This window comes from Pedosphaera parvula Ellin514, assembly GCF_000172555.1.
GTDB lineage: Bacteria > Verrucomicrobiota > Verrucomicrobiia > Limisphaerales > Pedosphaeraceae > Pedosphaera.
In genome coordinates this window covers 35,051-52,174 of the sequence record NZ_ABOX02000054.1, presented here as the reverse complement: position 1 = coordinate 52,174, position 17,124 = coordinate 35,051, and the positions used below count along the sequence as shown (strand labels likewise).

Annotated in this window: 14 protein-coding genes; 5 read left to right on the top strand and 9 right to left on the bottom strand. The window is 52.3% G+C overall.

What is annotated here, in order from left to right:
- The 9 genes from CFLAV_RS27075 to CFLAV_RS27035 all read right to left on the bottom strand — a co-directional run.
- On the bottom strand, positions 1 to 825 hold an 825-nt coding region (locus CFLAV_RS27075; protein WP_007418086.1), incomplete at its 3' end, for a hypothetical protein.
- A gap of 692 nt (positions 826 to 1,517) precedes the next feature.
- Positions 1,518 to 2,285, bottom strand: a complete 768-nt coding sequence (locus CFLAV_RS27070) for a hypothetical protein (protein ID WP_150107621.1) — start codon at positions 2,283 to 2,285, stop codon at positions 1,518 to 1,520.
- Positions 2,282 to 4,183, bottom strand: a complete 1,902-nt coding sequence (locus tag CFLAV_RS27065) for a BatD family protein (RefSeq protein WP_007418084.1) — start codon at positions 4,181 to 4,183, stop codon at positions 2,282 to 2,284. The genes CFLAV_RS27070 and CFLAV_RS27065 overlap by 4 nt, the downstream gene beginning before the upstream one ends.
- A gap of 8 nt (positions 4,184 to 4,191) precedes the next feature.
- Positions 4,192 to 5,184, bottom strand: coding sequence for a hypothetical protein (locus tag CFLAV_RS27060; RefSeq protein ID WP_007418083.1), 993 nt, complete (start codon positions 5,182 to 5,184; stop codon positions 4,192 to 4,194).
- Positions 5,181 to 6,209, bottom strand: a complete 1,029-nt coding sequence (locus tag CFLAV_RS27055) for a vWA domain-containing protein (RefSeq protein WP_007418082.1) — start codon at positions 6,207 to 6,209, stop codon at positions 5,181 to 5,183. Before CFLAV_RS27055 ends, CFLAV_RS27060 begins: the two co-directional genes overlap by 4 nt.
- A gap of 9 nt (positions 6,210 to 6,218) precedes the next feature.
- The gene (locus CFLAV_RS27050; protein ID WP_007418081.1) at positions 6,219 to 7,259 is read right to left on the bottom strand and encodes a vWA domain-containing protein; all 1,041 of its coding nucleotides are present in this window, start codon (positions 7,257 to 7,259) and stop codon (positions 6,219 to 6,221) included.
- Positions 7,256 to 7,873 carry a hypothetical protein gene (locus CFLAV_RS27045; protein ID WP_007418080.1) on the bottom strand — a complete coding sequence of 206 codons (618 nt, stop codon included), beginning with the start codon at positions 7,871 to 7,873 and terminating at the stop codon, positions 7,256 to 7,258. Before CFLAV_RS27045 ends, CFLAV_RS27050 begins: the two co-directional genes overlap by 4 nt.
- The gene (locus CFLAV_RS27040) at positions 7,870 to 8,787 is read right to left on the bottom strand and encodes a DUF58 domain-containing protein (protein WP_007418079.1); all 918 of its coding nucleotides are present in this window, start codon (positions 8,785 to 8,787) and stop codon (positions 7,870 to 7,872) included. Before CFLAV_RS27040 ends, CFLAV_RS27045 begins: the two co-directional genes overlap by 4 nt.
- A 55-nt stretch (positions 8,788 to 8,842) precedes the next feature.
- The gene (locus CFLAV_RS27035) at positions 8,843 to 9,832 is read right to left on the bottom strand and encodes an AAA family ATPase (protein ID WP_007418078.1); all 990 of its coding nucleotides are present in this window, start codon (positions 9,830 to 9,832) and stop codon (positions 8,843 to 8,845) included.
- Positions 9,833 to 9,983: 151 nt separating this feature from the next.
- Between CFLAV_RS27035 and CFLAV_RS27030 the strand changes: the two genes are divergently transcribed.
- From CFLAV_RS27030 to CFLAV_RS27010, 5 genes are all read left to right on the top strand, one after another.
- Positions 9,984 to 10,535, top strand: a complete 552-nt coding sequence (locus tag CFLAV_RS27030) for an RNA polymerase sigma factor (protein ID WP_007418077.1) — start codon at positions 9,984 to 9,986, stop codon at positions 10,533 to 10,535.
- Positions 10,528 to 11,133: a hypothetical protein gene (locus tag CFLAV_RS27025; protein WP_007418076.1), complete on the top strand. Its 606-nt coding sequence runs from the start codon at positions 10,528 to 10,530 to the stop codon at positions 11,131 to 11,133. Before CFLAV_RS27030 ends, CFLAV_RS27025 begins: the two co-directional genes overlap by 8 nt.
- Before the next feature lie 247 nt (positions 11,134 to 11,380).
- The gene (locus tag CFLAV_RS27020) at positions 11,381 to 12,214 is read left to right on the top strand and encodes a hypothetical protein (RefSeq protein WP_007418074.1); all 834 of its coding nucleotides are present in this window, start codon (positions 11,381 to 11,383) and stop codon (positions 12,212 to 12,214) included.
- 17 nt (positions 12,215 to 12,231) lie between these two features.
- Positions 12,232 to 13,164, top strand: coding sequence for a CsgG/HfaB family protein (locus tag CFLAV_RS27015; RefSeq protein ID WP_050785967.1), 933 nt, complete (start codon positions 12,232 to 12,234; stop codon positions 13,162 to 13,164).
- A gap of 24 nt (positions 13,165 to 13,188) precedes the next feature.
- On the top strand, positions 13,189 to 17,124 hold the full coding sequence (locus CFLAV_RS27010) for a ligand-binding sensor domain-containing protein (RefSeq protein WP_007418072.1): 3,936 nt from the start codon (positions 13,189 to 13,191) through the stop codon (positions 17,122 to 17,124).

The following is a 17,124-nucleotide window of genomic DNA, read 5'->3' as shown; positions in this document are numbered from 1 at the left end:
ATCCTGGATTTGTCCCGGGCTGACTCCGCGAATTTTATACGCCAATGGCAGTCCAGCATCCCCAGTTATCGTTTCAACTTTCAGCCCCATGGGATCGGTCGATTGATTCGCCAAATAAATCCAGGTTTCTCCAGTAGTACCAAAAACAACGGCCTGGCCACCGCCGAGCCTCGCCATGAGCGGTCCTTGATAATCCGAGCCACCATTGCAGTACACCCAATAAGCTTCGCCGGATTTCATGGTGGTGCGAAGCGGGTCGATGACCAGTGTCCACTGATCATTTACCAACCGATAAATCTTGTAGGGCTTGTGTGCGCTTGAGCCTGTAAAAAACTTGTCGAAAGTTGGAGGTGATTGATCGTCCAGGCAAAAACCAACCAAATTGAAAGAGTCGCTTTTCCACTTGGTCCGCTGGAAGCTTACCGTCCCCTGTATGGTCCAGGTAAAATCCTGCCCAGCATAAACCAGGTAAGCCCGGTTACCATGAATGGCAGCGAGGCTGGAAAGAAATGAATCAGGCCGGCCAGGAGCATACCAGGCGCCCCATCCATCTTTTTTCCATTTGATGGCACCGGGATTCTGAATGAATTCCACCGATGAATTGCCCCCGAAATAAGTCGTCACGATGGAAATCGGGGTGCCGCTGAAAACTGCTGCCGCATTGGTATTTAAAGGAGTGACCTGAAGAAAAACTGCATTCCAGCCTTTGTGAAGATTGATCGTCTGGGTGCGAACCAAGTCCGCCTTTACTGGTCCAACCATCGCCAGGGCGAGAATGAACACCGCTAACGTTGTCCAAAAAGTATACCTGCTGATTTTGTTCATAACAAAGCGCACTCTAAATACCGAAACCCAAACGAAAACGTCATTTGCCCAAGGCGCTCGCCTGGAGCAAAGCAGACAATGGCTGCTATTCTGAGTTTTCTAACCAGAGTTCAAAAGCCGTCCCAGCGTGAAGAAAAGTCTCGCGTCTACGGGACGTGACGCAAAAATTACCAACAACGCACCCGCCAAGAAAAATTTTGTCGTTAGGCTAGACGAAAAACGTTGGGTGTCAACATTATTGCCACCCGATCTTTTTCTCACTTTTCCAGCTGCCCAAAGAAATTTTTACGACTGACAAACTTGCAAGAACTCATTGCCTGACAGCGCAAAAGTCCCTTCCCCGTATCATCGTTTGCATATAAGCACGCAAACTGACGTGCCGCACAGACACATAATCTTAACAATCACATTTAAGCACAGGCACTTAGATGGAGTAAGTTAAGTCTGTTAACTAAAAACAATCTCCGAAGCCCGCTATTGATGTACTAGCTCATGCGGCTTGATCAACTTAAATCTCGCTTCCTTGCGCAACGAAGACCGTGGTTCATGCATCTCGGGATCGAGCAGCTAACAAACTTTAACGCTACATGTTGGAAAACTAGAGCCAAGACCCGCCAGTCGAGGTGAATTTCAATGCTTTCCACTCCTCACAGCATCATGTGAAATTGGGAAAGATTACTTTGAGGGATTCTTCATGGCCGGGAAATCAAGCCCAACTGATCCCCTTCCACCCAGCCTGCACCTCCTGTGGTTCGCACGAAAATAAACTTTCCACGCTGCTTTTCCAAGCGCGCACCCTCGCCGCCATGCAATCTGACTAAAACCTGCCCTTCACTGGTGGGAGTCAGTCGCAAGGGTGCTTCCTGGGAGAGAACAATTCCAAGCCTGGTTCGCGTATGCACGCCGATGATGCCGGGAATGGTGAGCAAAAAGAGGGCTAAAGCTGCGACTGCGAGTCCTTGATGCCAATCGGCCCGGCGCCAACGAAGTGCTCCCGGAAGCACCATCAGTGCCACAGCCAACCAAAAACTCACAAACGCAATCCAAATCCAGAGGTCCGGCGGCAGCCAGCTTGAACAGACTTCATACCAGGTCAGTTCTGGCGCATCCAATTGTGCCTCCCGGCGCGCAAACAGCAGGTTCTCGCGCGTCTGTTTGCTGAAAGGAGACAACCATTGCGCCTGCTCCCAGGCAAGAATTGCAGCGCCACCATGTCCGGCTTTCCATTCGGCGTTTCCAAGATTGTGCAATGCCCCGAAGGAAGGGGAAACCGTCGTGGCTTGACGAAAAAATTCCGCACTTTGGTCGAACTCACCACCAGCATATGCCTGCACTCCCTGCTTGAACAGCGCTTCGGTTGTTACCGGGTTTCCCGCAAACAGATTACTAACGCACAGCATGAGGAGCATGAACACGCAGCAAAAAACAGGTGACCATTCAAGCTTCTTGAACATTCTCATAAGCGCTCCCCGAGTTGTTCCAATAATTTTTCCAACTCTGATTGCTGCGCCAGCAAGCCGGTGACCTCGCGGGTCGTGCCACCAAAGAGGATCCCGTCGGCGGCCGCGAAAAAGTGTCTTACCAACTGACCGCTCTCACCTTCCCTTTGAGCCCTGGGCAAAACGTCCAGTACATCCGTGCACACCAAAGACTCCGGCCGGGCCGGCACATGGGGGGCACAGGCTTCGCGCAACGCGTTTATGCCGCTCAGCACAAAGCCATTGGTGTCTCCGCGTGCCGCAGCCCGGCGCGCTGCTTGAAGCTGCTTGCGAAGCCCGCGACGAGCTTTTCGCTTCAGAACCACCCCAGGGTTTTGTTCCAAATAACGTCGGCGCCTGTCCCAGGCCCAAAGCCCTCCTATTCCCGCGGCAGGCAATGCCTGCAACCCAAGAAACCACCACCTTTGCTGCAAAGGAGCCAGACTGGCTGCTCTCCCGGGCCTGGCGATAAGACCAGCCATCACAGGCGGTTTGTCCTCTTCAGCCAAATCCTGAGATTTGGAAGCATTGTCGGCTTCGCGTTCTTTGAGTGCCAGATCACCGCCGGGCGCGGGCTTTACTCGGATGGCTACAGTCGGGATGGTAAGATCGATGTAAATTTTCTTCCTGGGCTCAAAGTAGCTGAAAGGAATGGCGGTTGTGGCATCCACCTTATCTGAAAGCGGAACGAGGGTGTAGGTAAAACTGACAAACCCGCGTTGTTGCACAATGGCGGGTGGGAGTGAGTTATCGGCGACTGGCGGGAAACCCTCCCACTGTTTAAGCAAAGGCACTTGAGGAGGGCTTAAACGACCGAGATTACCGTCCCCGTGGAGATTGACAGTCATGGTAACCGGCTCACCCGCCCGCACTTCATCCTTCGAAAGTCTAGGTGGCTCCAATTGGTAATTACCTACTGCGCCGGTGAAGCCGGGCAGCTTGCCTTCTTCCGGCAACGCTTTCACGTTGAGCTTCACCGGATCGGAATCAACCAACAAACTGGTGCTTTGGAAGACCGGCGTCTGTCCAGGAACAATTCGGCTGGATACGCTATGCGCCTGACCAACAATCTCCTGTTCACCTTCACGCAGAGGCGTCACCATCACTTCCTGGATCAATGCCAGGATGTTGGTTCCGTTGCGTTGAATCGGTTCGCGACGCATGCCCAGCGAAAATGGTTCGGAGAAAATGAATTCACCCTTGATTTTAGCCTGGGCCAGACCGCCTACATTTCCATCACCGGTATCAGGCAGAACAAGGGATATTCTCAAAGCCTGGCCGACATAAACATCCTCCTTGGGTACTTGCAGGAACAGATGAGGCGGCTCGTAAGCGGCGATGCTTCCGGCGGACATTACTGTGAGCTTCGCTTCCGGCACTTTTACAGGCTTGCTGTAAGCGGTGATCTCGAAGGATGGAATCGTGAAAGTGCCAGTATTGGTAACGCTTAGGTGATATAAAATCGTAGTCTGCGGACGCAGCTTCAGGCCGCCCACGTTGTTATAAGATTGCCCCCGTCCCCCCTGATGCAATTCAAGTCCGGGAGGAACAGGCAGTTGATCAGGCACTTTTACTGATTCATCCAAAGCCGTCAGGACGACGCGATAAATAACCTTTCCTCCCACGGTTGCCACAGGAGGATCGAACTCAGCCTTGGCTTCTACTGGTGAGTCCATGTCGAAGGAAGCAGCCGAGGAAACGAGGCTGTCAAAAACATCAGGTCCACCCGGCGACGGCTGCAGATTACCCTGGACAACACGGAATGGACGCACGGTGGCTACGCGCGGACGGATTGAATTTGTAATTTGTCCGAAGCTGGAAATCCCGGTAAAGGACAGGCTGATGCCAAGGACTGTGCTTAAGGTTTTGCGCAACATCATTCGAGTTTTCACCAATCCTTGCGTTTACGGTCTTCCTTCTTCTCCCCGGTTTCCTTCATCCCCAGGGGAAGCTTGCGGTTTCCGTCCAGTTTCAACATGCCGAGCAACCGCTCCGCTTCTTCAGGTGTCAGCTGCCTTTCCTTGCCATCCTTTGACGGCCCCTCTTCCATTCCAGCTTTTGGTTCCTTGGGTTTCTTGTCATCTTCATCGTCATCATCTTCATCACCACCAGGACCTCCGGGCGGAGCCATCTCCTGTGGGAGTTTGCCTTTAAGCTTTTTCATTTTGTCACGCAGTTCCTGCTTCTGTTTATCCATCTGCCCCTGATTCTGCATCATCATTTGTTGAGTATCCACCAGCTTGGCGATACTCCGGTCCACCAACTCTGCATTCGTCTGCGCGTCCTTATCTGCAGAATTCATTTCGGCGGTACTTTTAAAATCTCCAGAGGCACGCTGCCACTTCGTCAGCACGCTGCCGTACGTCTGCATGGCGCGCTTTACCGCATCCGTGGCGCCTTTCAATTCCTTGCGCGCGCCGCGTCCCCGTTGATAGGCAGCGACCATCGCCTTGACATCGTCACTCACCAGGGCTTCATCCAAAGCTTTGATCGCCCCGCTTCCAGTATCCAAAGCCTGACTTGACCGAGGCCCTGCTGAACTCCCCTCCGGAGACTTCTTTAACTCTTCCAAACCCGTCTTGAATCGCACATGCCCCAAATTATAAAGAGCCGGACCTTGGACCTTTTCATTCTGACTGGCCACTGCGCTTTGCAGATAACTTTCGGCTTCACGCAACTTTCCATCGCGCAGCTTCTCCGTGCCGTTGTTATAAAGCTGGCGCGCTGTTTCCTGAGTATCTGAATCTCCGCCGCCAGTGGAAGCAGCCATGGTGGACAGTGCGAAAACCGCAATGATGAGCAGCGAGGCAAAGCTTGAACCCTGGATCCCCCGGCCTCTCCCTGTCTTTTGGTTGTGCTCGTTTGTCAGCATATATGTCATGGCGCGATATTGGAAACCTTGCGTCGCGTCCCAAGCAGGGATTCCACCACCAACAAGAGTATAACAGCCGCCACAAAAACATGGAACCGGTCCATTCCCATTTTTTTCTGTCGAGCCGCGATATTCGATTCGCTCGCACCTTCGAGCGCCCGCCGAATCCTGCCAAGTCCTTCTCCCAGCGGTCCAAGTGGTTGATAACTCCCATGTGTCATCTGGGCAATGGCGGTCAAGGTGGCTTCATCCAAGTGGCTCTCAACGACATTTCCCTGCTCGTCCTTAACATAGTCCAGCATGCCGCGTTCGTTCATAACTTTTATCGGGCTGCCGGCAGCCGTTCCCACACCGATGGTGTAAACCACGATTCCCTTTTCCGCGAGCGCTTGCGCCGTTTTGATGCCGGCTTTTTCCAAATCCTCACCATCGGTAATTAGGACCAGGATTTTATGGCGATCATTTTTTTCCATGGCTCGATAGGCTTCATCCAGCGCGCGACCGATATCCGTTCCACCGACCGGGATGGTTTGCTCATCGATGGCCAGCAAGGCATCGCGAAAAGCATCGTAGTCGAAAGTCAATGGACATTGCAAAAAGGCTTGTCCGGCAAAGGCGACCAGGCCCACACGACCTCGTCCATGCTGCTGAACAAAATCAAGAATGGCGTACTTGGAGCGCGACAAGCGGCTGGGCTGGACATCGGCTGCCAACATGCTCTTGGAACAATCGAGCAGGAACATGACATCTTCGCCCAACGCTTTTGACACCTCCGTAGTTTCACCCCACTGCGGCCGGGCCATGGCTATCCCGATTCCCGCAACGGCCACGACCAGAAGCAGGTTCTTCATCAATCGCCGGATGGGATTATGAGATTGCAACAGTCCTAAAATCAGTTCAGGAGCTGCGAATAATTTTAGTTGCCGGCTCCGGGCCCACGCCGCGTAGCGATGCAACAGGACCAGGCACAACGGCCCTAAAACAGCCAGCCAAAGCCAGCCTCGTTCTGCAAAATGTGGATGTCTGAAATCCATGCTAGTTTATCAAGGCACTCGCCTAAAACGGGTATTGGACAAAATCAATTCCAGCGCGAGCAACGCACCGGCGCCAATCAATGGCCACTGAAATAAAGGGGTGAAGGTGGTGAAACGCCGGAGCTTGACCTCGGTTTTTTCGAGTCGATCAATCTCGTTGTAAATGTTCTCCAGGTCACGGCGATTGGTGGCGCGATAAAACTTCCCGTGCGCCAACCGGGACATCTGGCCAAGCACAGAGTAGTTGGCAGGTTGGAGCATGATGGTTGGAATCAGTTCTCCACCGGGACCGTGTTTGAACTTTCCGGTGTCCACATCGAAGGCCGGCAGGTGGCTCGGCTCTTCAATTCCCAATCCAATGGTATAGATTTTCGCTCCGATGGCAGCCGCGAGTTGAGCGGCCGGAACCGGCTCGATCTCACCCTGATTATTATCTCCATCCGTCAGCAGAATAATGATGCGGCTTTTGCTGTCCTTGGACATCTGCAGCCTCTTGGTAGCTGCTGCCGTGGCGTCCCCGATGGCAGTCCCCAGTTCGCGGATAATACCTATATGCAACCGATGCAGGTTTTCAACGAGCCAATCGTGATTCAAGGTCAAGGGACTGGCCAGGTAAGGCACACCGGAGAAGACTATCAAACCAATGCGGTCATTGGGGCGCTTGTTGACGAAGTCCTCCAAAACCGCACTGGCGATGCCGAAGCGCGTACCCGTCTCATCATGCCCTCCCATATCCAGCACCATCATCGACCATGATAAATCGAACACCAGCATAATGTCCACGCCACTGGCCTGGGTTTCAGTGCGGTCATGCGCGAACCGTGGCCCGGCAAGTGCCACAACGAGCAAAGCCACCGTCATAATGCGCAGGAAGGCGAGCAGGCGTCCCGCTGCGGAACGAGCCGCACCACCCGCAGCCCGGGCAATTTCGGCACTTGAAAAACGCAGGGCGGAAAGCTTGCCTACGCGTCCGCGCAGAAAGGCATACACCGGCAGCAACGCCAGTAATGCCAGGAACCACGGATATTGAAATTGAAAATGGGAATTCATTTCGCCGGAGCGCTTACCGTTAACGGTGCGGTTTGGGACCGAATCTGCTTCAACTGGCTCTCAGTTTGATCGATTAATCCGGAGGCAGAAGTGATGATATCATTGTCGCTGCGAGAATGGGCGCCGGAAAACTTTTGCTCGTCGCATTCCCGGAGGAACCGGGCAAAATTTTGCTTCAAATCCTCGCCAAGGTCCGGTTGAGTTTGTAATGCCTTATTGATGTCCAAGGTCGTGTACTCACCAGGCGGCAAACATAACACCAGAACGAGGTAGTTTTTGATAATCTTAGAGACGCCAAAGGCATGCGCTTCACCCTTTGTTTGTCCCCGAAGTGCTTCCAACTCGCGTTTCGCCATCATCGCTGGCGCAGGCAGGATAGGTGGCTTTTTCCCTTTTCGCAACATGGCCCATGTCAGCGCCACTCCAAACAGAACGATCAAGCCCGCCGCCACCACCCAGCCAAACTGCTCCCAGAAACCTGGAGCCAACTCCCCTTTCGGCGGTCTTAAGGCGGTCAGGTCCTGTTGTGCAGACAGGGCATTGGGAGCAAATAGTGCAAAAACAGCGAACAGAATACATCCGCCGAATCGTGACTGTTTGCAGAAGAGACTCATCCCCTCCTCCTGCCGCGACGTGTTTCAAAGAATCTTTGCAGTATCTGCGCGTAGGGTTCTCCACTGCTGAATCGCAGTGTCTCCACCCCGGCCTGCGTCAATGCACGGTCCAAGTCGGATAACCTCGCTGCATTCTGCTCCGCGTAGGTTTGCCGGACACCGGCTCGTGCTGAATCCATTTCCAGAAGTTCCCCTGTCTCAGCATCTTCAATCGTCAATAAGCCAGCGTTGGGAATATGGCTCTCGCGTGGATCGTGCAAATGCACACAGATCAAGTCATGCCGCGCATTCGTCATCCCAATCTGCTGCACCATGTCCCGGCCATTTTTTGTGCCGACGGTGCCAGCACCAAAGCTGTGTAGAAAATCGGTGAGGAGGAAAACGATTGAGCGACGCCGAACGGCGTGGTTCAGAAAAGTCAGAGCCTGGGGAATGCTCGTTTTCCGGTTCTTTGGTTCGAAGAACAGCATTTCCTTGGTTAACCTGAGAATATGACTGCGTCCTTTGCGAGGGGGCAGGAACAATTCCACCTGGTCCGAAAAGAGCAACAATCCAACCTTATCGCTGCTTCGAGCGGCCGAGAATGCCAGGGTGGCAGCAATTTCCGTGGCGAACTCACGTTTGCTGCGCAGGTTGGAACCGAACGCTTCGGAAGCGGAAATATCCATGGCCAGGATGACACCCAGTTCGCGTTCCTCCCGAAATCGCTTCACGAATGGGCGGCCCATGCGATTGGTAACATTCCAATCAATGTCCCGCACATCATCACCCGGCATGTATTCACGCAGTTCCTCAAAATCCATGCCCCGACCTTTGAAATGACTCAGGTACGCACCGACCATCATGTCATTAACCAGCCGGTTGGTCCGGATTTCCACCCGGCGCACAGCTTCGAAGATTTCCTGAATGGTCATGGGCTACTGCAACTACTATGGCTGCAAGAGGTCATGTTGGACCGCAGTGAGGTTTTCAAGGCACGGGAATGGTATTGAGAATTTTTTTAATGATATCATCCGTTTTCACGGCCTGGGCTTCAGCTTCATACGTCAAAATAATTCTGTGCCGCAACACATCGGGAGCGATATTCTTTACGTCCTCCGGTGTCACGTAGGACCTGCCTTGCAACAGAGCCCATGCCTTGGCGGCGACGGTCAGAAAGATCGTCGCGCGTGGTGAAGCGCCAAATTGAATCAAATGCTTCACGTCCAGTTTGTATTTTTCCGGCGTGCGGGTGGCAAACACAAGATGGACTATATAATCGCGGATTTTTTCGTCCACATGAACGCCATCCACCAACTTACGGGTCTTGATGATTTCGTCCAACGAAATGACGGGCGTAATTTTGAAATCGGGCGAGGTAAACGCCATCTTGTCCAAAATCTTGCGTTCTTCTTCGAACGTAGGATAGCCGATCACCACCTTGAACATGAAGCGATCCACCTGCGCTTCGGGCAAGGGATACGTTCCCTCCTGATCGATGGGGTTCTCCGTAGCCAACACGAGGAAGGGCGATGGCAAGGGCATGGTTTCCCCGCCGAGGGTCACTTGTCGCTCCTGCATGGCCTCGAGCAAGGCCGACTGCACCTTGGCTGGGGCGCGGTTGATTTCGTCCGCCAGCACCAGATTGGCGAAGACAGGTCCGCGCGTGGCGTGGTACTTACCGTCCTGCGGACTGTAAATCAAAGTGCCAATGATATCGGCAGGCAGCAGGTCCGGGGTAAATTGGATACGATGGAACTGGGCCTGGATGGCGGCAGCCAACGTTCTCACCGAGAGCGTCTTAGCCAAGCCCGGTACACCTTCCAGAAGCACATGTCCGTTGGCCAGGAGGCCAACGAGAAGTCTGTCCACCAAGTATTCCTGGCCCACGATTACGTGGCCAATTTCCTTGCGCAAAGTATTCACCCAAGCCGAAGCTCTTTGCACATCCTCATTTATTTCGTTTAACGTAGCGGCCATTACGGGACAGTATAGGCGGTTTTTTGGGGTCGTGGGTAGTAAAAATCTTATTCGGATAAGAATTCAATCGCGCAACACGTTCAAAATTTTTTCAAAATTATCAAAGGATTTGTCGCCGACACCTGTCTTACCCATTAAAGAATAACGCCGCATGGCCGTAATAGATGAAGAAAAAGTATGGATTGGCAAAAGCCGTCAAGGCGACCATGAGGCATTTGAAGCACTCATCAAGTGTTATCAAAAAATGATTCACGCGCTGACATACCGGATGACTGGTTCTCTCACCGATGGTGAGGATCTGGCCCAGGACACTTTTATCCAGGCGTTTCGGCAGATCCATACCTACCGCGGAGACTCAAAGTTCTCGTCCTGGCTTTACCGCATCGGCATCAATTTATGTCTAAACTGGCGAAAAAGTCAGCAACGTCAGCAAAAAGCGCACGAGGAGTACGGTCAGAATTTGGATACGGAAACCACTCCCGATGGCAAACGTGCGCAACAAGTCCAGGAAGCGCTAATGAAACTGCGTCCAAAGCAACGAGCGGCGATTGTGCTTACCACCTATGACGGTCTGAATCACGCCGAAGCCGCCCAGGTTTTGGGTTGCTCCGAAACCACGGTCTCATGGCGCATTTTTGCCGCCCGCACGAAACTGAAAAAACTGCTTTCCAAAGCTCACACTAAAGAGGTGTCGCATGAATGATAAAGAGCTGGATGAAATACTGAAGTCCGCGCAAGTGCCTCAGCGTGATGAAGCCTATTGGAACAGTTTTGCAAAAGGCATTACGGCCAGACTCCATTGGCACAAGCCATCCATGGATCAAAGTGTTCACGCCAGCCCCCGACGGAGGCTCCTGGCAGCCTGGGGATTTGCCCTTGCCACCACCTGTATCGTTCTTGGTTTTACAGTCGGGTTCTGGCGTGGAAAGGAGTCGGGGTTCAATACTCAACAACTGGCTGATGCGAGAAAATATTATCATGAGATTGAAGGACTTTTTCCAAATCAAGTTAAGGCCATAGTATTTGATCAAAAAGGGACGCACCTGGTTCTTTCAGAGAACCCGAATGTGCCCAACTCCCCGCCCCTGCTGGTAAAAATTTGCGGACCGGAGGGTTGCAAGGGTTTCATCACCTTCAGCGGCCAAACCGTTCAAGCGAACGGTGAAACCTACCAGGTTTTGGCCACTCCCGAGGGCCAGGTGATGCTGGTTGGAAAAAGCTCATTCTGGGCTGGTAATGATAATGCCAATCTGGCGCAATCCCTGAAAATCGAAGCTAAACCTTTGGAAGCAGCCCTTTGAACCAAATGAACCTAATTTTTCGCCATGGAGATGGGAGTGCCAGCCTGCCGTTGGATGGAGATAACAGTCCATCCATCGGCAGGCCTTGGCTAACCAGCCAGTCCAATGTGACTCGACTCCACGGCACGGTTCCACTCCTGAGTGTGAAAGTTCAAAGGAATTACGGAACTCAATTATCCTATTGGTCAGAGAATTGGGCGGGAGGCAAACTTGCATCTACCATCAGGTGCCGATTGATGACACAAACATGAACTGGTTACGAAAATGGATTTTGTTGCTGCCATTCTGTGCGGCTCAGCCTCTCCTGGCACAACTGGAGGTTGTTCATTCTCGCGAGGTACAGTCTGTTTTTTCCGGTCCGGCCCGCTCGATCGAAGTGATCTTTCGCAATCCGGGAACCAGTGGCACAAACGTCTCCGTGCGCACCCGGATGTATCAGGTCAGTTCATCCACGGCAGCTCCTTTTGGAAAATCGGATCCCTGGAAGACCTTGCAGGTCCTTTCCAGTCAAACTGTGCTTGAATCAGGCACCTTCAATTTCCCGGAGGTGAAAAGCATGACTCGCTTTCTTATACAGTGGATTGATGACGCTGCCGGGGTCATCGGTAAAACGGAAGTTTTCGTCTTCCCCACCAATCTACTTACCGAACTGCATCCGCTGGCCAAAGGGCTTCCGGTGGGAGTTTATGATCCTGAAAACCATCTCAAACCGCTGCTCAAAGCTTACGCTCTCGATGTGGAAGACCTCGCGGATACCAAGGCGGAAAAGTTCTCGGGAAATCTGGCGATTGTTTGGTCACCCATTCACTTGAGCAGCAAATCTTCAGAGCTGAAACGCAAAGTTGCGATTCTGGCAAAAGCGGATAAAGCCGTAGTCTGGATTGTTCCTGATCAGGAACCAGGCGCCATGACAGAACCGCGGATGCTTCCCGTACAGGCAGTGAACGGCACTGTTGTAATCGTGCAATCCTCCCTTGTTTCTGATTTCCAATTAAACCCTCAATCACAATTGAATCTGCTCCGCGCAGTGGGATTGGCCACCATGCCGGAGCAACTTCATTTCTCCGAAAACAACCGATGAAAAGGTTTATCCACCATATGAAACTATCACTATCAACAATCGTAAGCCTGTTTTTGTTGCTCTGCGCCACCGCACGCGCGGCGGACCCGGATGTATTGACTGTGGCCATCTTCGATTTTGAATCGAAAGATGAAGCCGTGCACGATCTGGGTCCCAAAATCGCCACCCTGGTAAATGCCAATCTCTCCGCCGAACCGCAGATCATCACGGTTGAGCGGGCGGAACTGGAAAAGGTCCTGGGCGAACAGGAACTGGGACTTTCGGGAACCGTTTCCGCTGACACCGCTGCCAAGGTAGGACATCTTACCGGAGCGAAAGTGTTGGTTACCGGGCGTGTTTTCAAAGCGGACAAAGAATTGATCATGGTTGCCAAGATCATTGGCACGGAGACCAGCCGTGTTTATGGCGAACTGGTCAAGGGGACGGCGTCTGCCTCAATCTCCGATCTTTCCGCCGAGCTGGCAAAAAAAATTGGCAAAACCGTCTCGGAGAAAGGCGCAACGTTGGTTGCCAAATTCGAAAGCCCTGAGGAGAAAATTGATAAGCTTGTGAAATCGCTCAAAGAGGGCAAACGTCCCTCGGTATCGCTTAAGATTGCGGAACGCCACTTCGGTGGTGCTGTGATTGACCCCGCCGCAGAAACCGAACTTGCCATGATCCTGCAAAAGGCTGGATTTACTGTCCTGGATGACAAATCCACTGACAAGCCTGACATCGAAATCACCGGGGAAGCTTTCAGTGTTTATGGCATGCGCAAAGGCAATCTGATTTCGTGCCGTTCCCGTGTGGAAATCAAAGCTCAACAGCGGGAGGGTGGAAAGATCTTGACTCAGGATCGTCAAACCAGCGTGGCCGTGGATATTGCCGAGCAGACAGCGGCCAAAACCGCCCTGCAAAATGCCGCCCTGGAATTGGCTGAACGCCTGCTGCCGAAACTAACTGCGAAATAATCAATCCCCGGCATTGCATCCTGCATGTTAGCGAGTGGAAAAACCGGAGGCAGCCAGCGTGGTTTGCTCGAACTGATGTTGCCGATTATTCACTGTTGTCGAAATCCCGCCTTCATTCAGATTTTGGTTTTCTGCTGCGTGTTTAGCGGCGGAATTGCACAAGCTGACTTTCCGGGAAAATCGACCGATTCAAGTTCAATCAGGGTGGCGATGATGGATTTCAGCACGGATGATAACTCCTACCGGAATGCACAGGCTGCTGCAGATTTCGCAAGCATGTTGCAAACACGCCTTCAAGATGAGCCCGGAATTGAGTGGGTTGAGCGCACTCAACTGGAACTTGCCGGCCGCGAACTGGGGTTGGCTGAACTTGGGAACCTTGGTGAAACCGCTCCCGTCCGCCGCGGCAAGTGGGCCAAGGCAGAATGGCTGTTAACCGGTGAATTCTCCCACGACGATCAGAACCGGCGTACCTTGTCCTTTGAGGTGACTGATCTCCAGCACGCGGACACCTTGGTCACACAAACGTTGATACTTCCGGAAGCAGCCGGGGAGAATGCCTCGCCACAATCCCGCCAACTGGAAGCCGCTGCTGAAACCGTGCATCAAATTTTGGCCCTGTCGCGCTCGAAAGCGAAGGAAGCCTCCCATCAAGTCCTGGTCGCCCCACTCTTTTTTGCAGATCTTAGCACTTACGAACGGGGCACTGAAATTCTGCAGCGCGAGTTTTTTCAGGCTCTGCAGCAAGCGACGAAAACCAATTCGCAAATCCGGATCGTACGCTTTCCAAAGGCTTATCAATCCATGGATGAAGCAGAAATGGTTTTGGAAGGTTTTGCCGAAGCGGATCTCAATGCATGGCGACATTCTGCAGACCTCTACGTGTGGGGGTCCTATACCACTTCGAATATGCAGGAGTTGAAGGGAGCCAATCCGAAGTTGATGGTCACAGTCAATGTCTGGGACGGCGTTTTGCCGTTCAAAACATTCAAACAGGAAGTTGTTTTATCGAAGCAATGGACTGCTTCGCCCGAGCAGATCACCAGTCTTCTGCATAAAGCCACCCAACAAATCCTGTCGCAGGCTGGAAAGCACGGTCACCAAACGGACACGAGTCAGATGCGGCACGCCATCACGGAAGAAATTCTTAAAACCTACACCAGCCTTGAATCACAGGGACATCCAACGATGGGGCTGCATAACAAGGAAACTTTCATACAGGCTGTGCATATGCTGGAAACGGCCTGCTTTTTTGAACCAGGCAATTCCAAAGCCCACGCCCTGAGGATCAGTTGCCGCTGGGGATTTTGGGTGGATTTTGGATTTACAGTCAAAAGCGAGTTTTGGTCGAAGTGGCGAAGGAGCGTTGCCTGGGGCAAATATGTTGATCAATTTGGCTTGGGTGAAACCGTCACGTTGCCATTCCCGTACGGGTCACAGGGTATTTCCGCTCCATATCTTTCTTCGCTCGACGAGGTTTTGCGGATGTGGGCGACCCATAACAAAGCCCAAGCTTATGGTTTCCCGGCGGACATCCCCCCTGCCCTTGAAAAGGAATGGAAACAACAAATTGACGCAGAGCACTGGAAGAGGCTCTGCCGGGTTGCAGATTATTTCAAAACCAACTACGCCATCACCAATAATATTGATAAAAACCCGGCCTTCAAAATCTCTCCCTTGCGCATGGTGTTGGGAAGAATATTTGAGCAAGAGGATCATGTACCGGAACGATTACGATTGATCGAAGGGGTGTGGCCGCTTTGCATTGAGTTTTCCAAACATCTGGAAAGAACGCGGATTCTGCCAACGAACGAGGAACAAACCTTGAGAAAATGGTACACTCAGGTCGGCAAGCCCACGGAAGCAGACAAACTGCTGTCCTCACTTTTTGCTTTCCAAACATCAACGCCACCCTCACGGCCAGTGCAGAGGGATACCCGCCCGGCAGTACATCTACCAGCTCCGGCAATGGTGCAAAAGCCCTCTGCAACCGGGAACGACTGGTTGCGGCAGGTGCGCCCGATGTTTAACTTAAATCCGCCTCGTTTGCTTCCAACAGTTCTCAATCCTACTCTGCAGAGCATTTCCTTCCCCGAGCACGAGCAACTGCAAGTCATTAGACAACTGCTCTTCCACCAGGAAAAATTATGGATTCTGGCCGAAAGTGAAGCATCGGCCCAATCCAGTTCAGAAAAGCCCGAGATCTCGGCGGAGATGCACCGCAAAATGGGGAAACTGTGGTGTTACGATGTTGTCAAAAGCACACTGAGTCGCTGTGCCGACAGTTCCCTGCCGGAAAATATCCAATCGATGGCTCCGGGCGAGAATGGAATCTGGCTGGGAGGTTCCTCGCTTGGTTTCTATGGTTTAAATAATACAGGTGCGCGTTCCGTTGGATTGGCAGATGGGTTTAATCTGCACGAGACTGATGGTTTAACCGCTGCTTCCGATGGCGCAATATACGTAACCGGTGATTTCAAACTCCTGAGGTTGAAGACGCCGCACTCCAGATGGGAAAGCCTTCCTCTGCCACCAGCATCGTTTTCCCGTTCCAATGACCGTCATCCTTTCCTGGCAGCCAATGGAGAATGGTTATGCCTAAGCTCAGGTTCCACCCTGATTTACGATTTGACGCGAGGAAGTTGGAAAAACTTAAATGAGCTTCCCAACCTCCGATGCATGACTCCCGACGCTTCCGCTTTTTGGATGGGCACGGCTGAAAGTTTGGACCGCCTCACATTGGACAACTCTCATCTGGAGCATTGGAAAACACCGACCTCCGAACCGGGGATTTCCCTGCAGGAATCCCAGTTTTATTTCGCGAACACAAAAGACATTCCGGAAAGAAAAGTGGAGGAGGCAAGGCACAAAATATTTCAAGGATTGAAGAGCCTGCAGTCAAAGAGAAACAAACTGCATGGGAGTTCCTCGGAGCCATCTACATCGTCAAACGATCCCTTGCATCTGGATGCGCGCCTGCCGGACGGTGTCAGCGCCTTGGCGAATGACGGAGACTTCCTCTGGGTGGCCATCCGCAGTTATCCTTATTATGTCATGTTATTGCATAAACCCAGCCTCGCCTGGATAAGCTGCTTCAAGCTGGACCGCGAGGTTTCGAGTTTGGCGGTTTCCCGTGAATTTCTATGGGTGGGGACGCCTTATTCAGACTCGCCTCTTCAGCAGGTCAAAAAGCAAGACCTTCTTGCGGTCCCCAAGGAAAATTGGTTGAGCCTTGGGATTACACCCGGCGAACGAAACGAGTTGATTGAAAAAATGCCACTGCGAGCCAGGGCGCTCTTTGCCTTGTACGCGGGGAACGATTCCCAGGTGGCAGCCCTGCTAAAAAACAAGTCGGTCAGCGAGGCAAACCTGGAGGAATTATTCCTCCTGGCATTCAGCCACGACACCCTCGGTGTGAATGACCCGGAAACAGTGCGCGAGGCTTACGGGGAGATCATCAGGCGTTTTCCGGAAAGTCCATGGTCACAGTTTGCCGAAGAGGCAACGTTTGCCAACTATCAGGAGGCGAAACAAAAGGATCGGGAACGAACGCTGCTGGCAAAATATGATCGGAATAAAAACGGAATTCTTGATCCCAAGGAACGCGAGGCAATGGAAAAAGATCCCGATTATGTGAACGATGAAAGATCCTGGCACACGGATCAGCTTTCAGTCCAAATCAGGGAAATATTCAAGAGATCTGACCTCAATCATGATGGCAGGCTGGATGAGGAAGAGCTGAAGGTTCTGCGCCAACGAAGCTTGCTTTACGCAGAAGCTTCTCCAGAAATGATCAAGGGCAAAAAAATTGTATTTGCTCCGCTCATTTCCAGGGATTTCCCATCAGTCTCCCTTTTGCTCAAGCAATATGATGCGAATCACGACGGCTATCTGGATGAAAACGAGCTGAGAACATTCGCTGGTTCGTTCAAACAGGCAGAAACATTGCATCCCAAGTGA

Bases quoted from the DNA above. Each gene is read 5' to 3' on its own strand.
- CFLAV_RS27040 (WP_007418079.1), bottom strand. From the start codon at position 8,787: ATGACCATTCAGGAAATCTTCGAAGCTGTGCGCCGGGTGGAAATCCGG.
- CFLAV_RS27055 (WP_007418082.1), bottom strand. From the start codon at position 6,209: ATGGATTTCAGACATCCACATTTTGCAGAACGAGGCTGGCTTTGGCTG.
- CFLAV_RS27045 (WP_007418080.1), bottom strand. From the start codon at position 7,873: ATGAGTCTCTTCTGCAAACAGTCACGATTCGGCGGATGTATTCTGTTC.
- CFLAV_RS27010 (WP_007418072.1), top strand. From the start codon at position 13,189: ATGTTAGCGAGTGGAAAAACCGGAGGCAGCCAGCGTGGTTTGCTCGAA.
- CFLAV_RS27060 (WP_007418083.1), bottom strand. From the start codon at position 5,184: ATGACATATATGCTGACAAACGAGCACAACCAAAAGACAGGGAGAGGC.
- CFLAV_RS27050 (WP_007418081.1), bottom strand. From the start codon at position 7,259: ATGAATTCCCATTTTCAATTTCAATATCCGTGGTTCCTGGCATTACTG.
- CFLAV_RS27030 (WP_007418077.1), top strand. From the start codon at position 9,984: ATGGCCGTAATAGATGAAGAAAAAGTATGGATTGGCAAAAGCCGTCAA.
- CFLAV_RS27015 (WP_050785967.1), top strand. From the start codon at position 12,232: ATGAAACTATCACTATCAACAATCGTAAGCCTGTTTTTGTTGCTCTGC.
- CFLAV_RS27020 (WP_007418074.1), top strand. From the start codon at position 11,381: ATGAACTGGTTACGAAAATGGATTTTGTTGCTGCCATTCTGTGCGGCT.
- CFLAV_RS27035 (WP_007418078.1), bottom strand. From the start codon at position 9,832: ATGGCCGCTACGTTAAACGAAATAAATGAGGATGTGCAAAGAGCTTCG.
- CFLAV_RS27065 (WP_007418084.1), bottom strand. From the start codon at position 4,183: ATGATGTTGCGCAAAACCTTAAGCACAGTCCTTGGCATCAGCCTGTCC.
- CFLAV_RS27070 (WP_150107621.1), bottom strand. From the start codon at position 2,285: ATGAGAATGTTCAAGAAGCTTGAATGGTCACCTGTTTTTTGCTGCGTG.
- CFLAV_RS27025 (WP_007418076.1), top strand. From the start codon at position 10,528: ATGAATGATAAAGAGCTGGATGAAATACTGAAGTCCGCGCAAGTGCCT.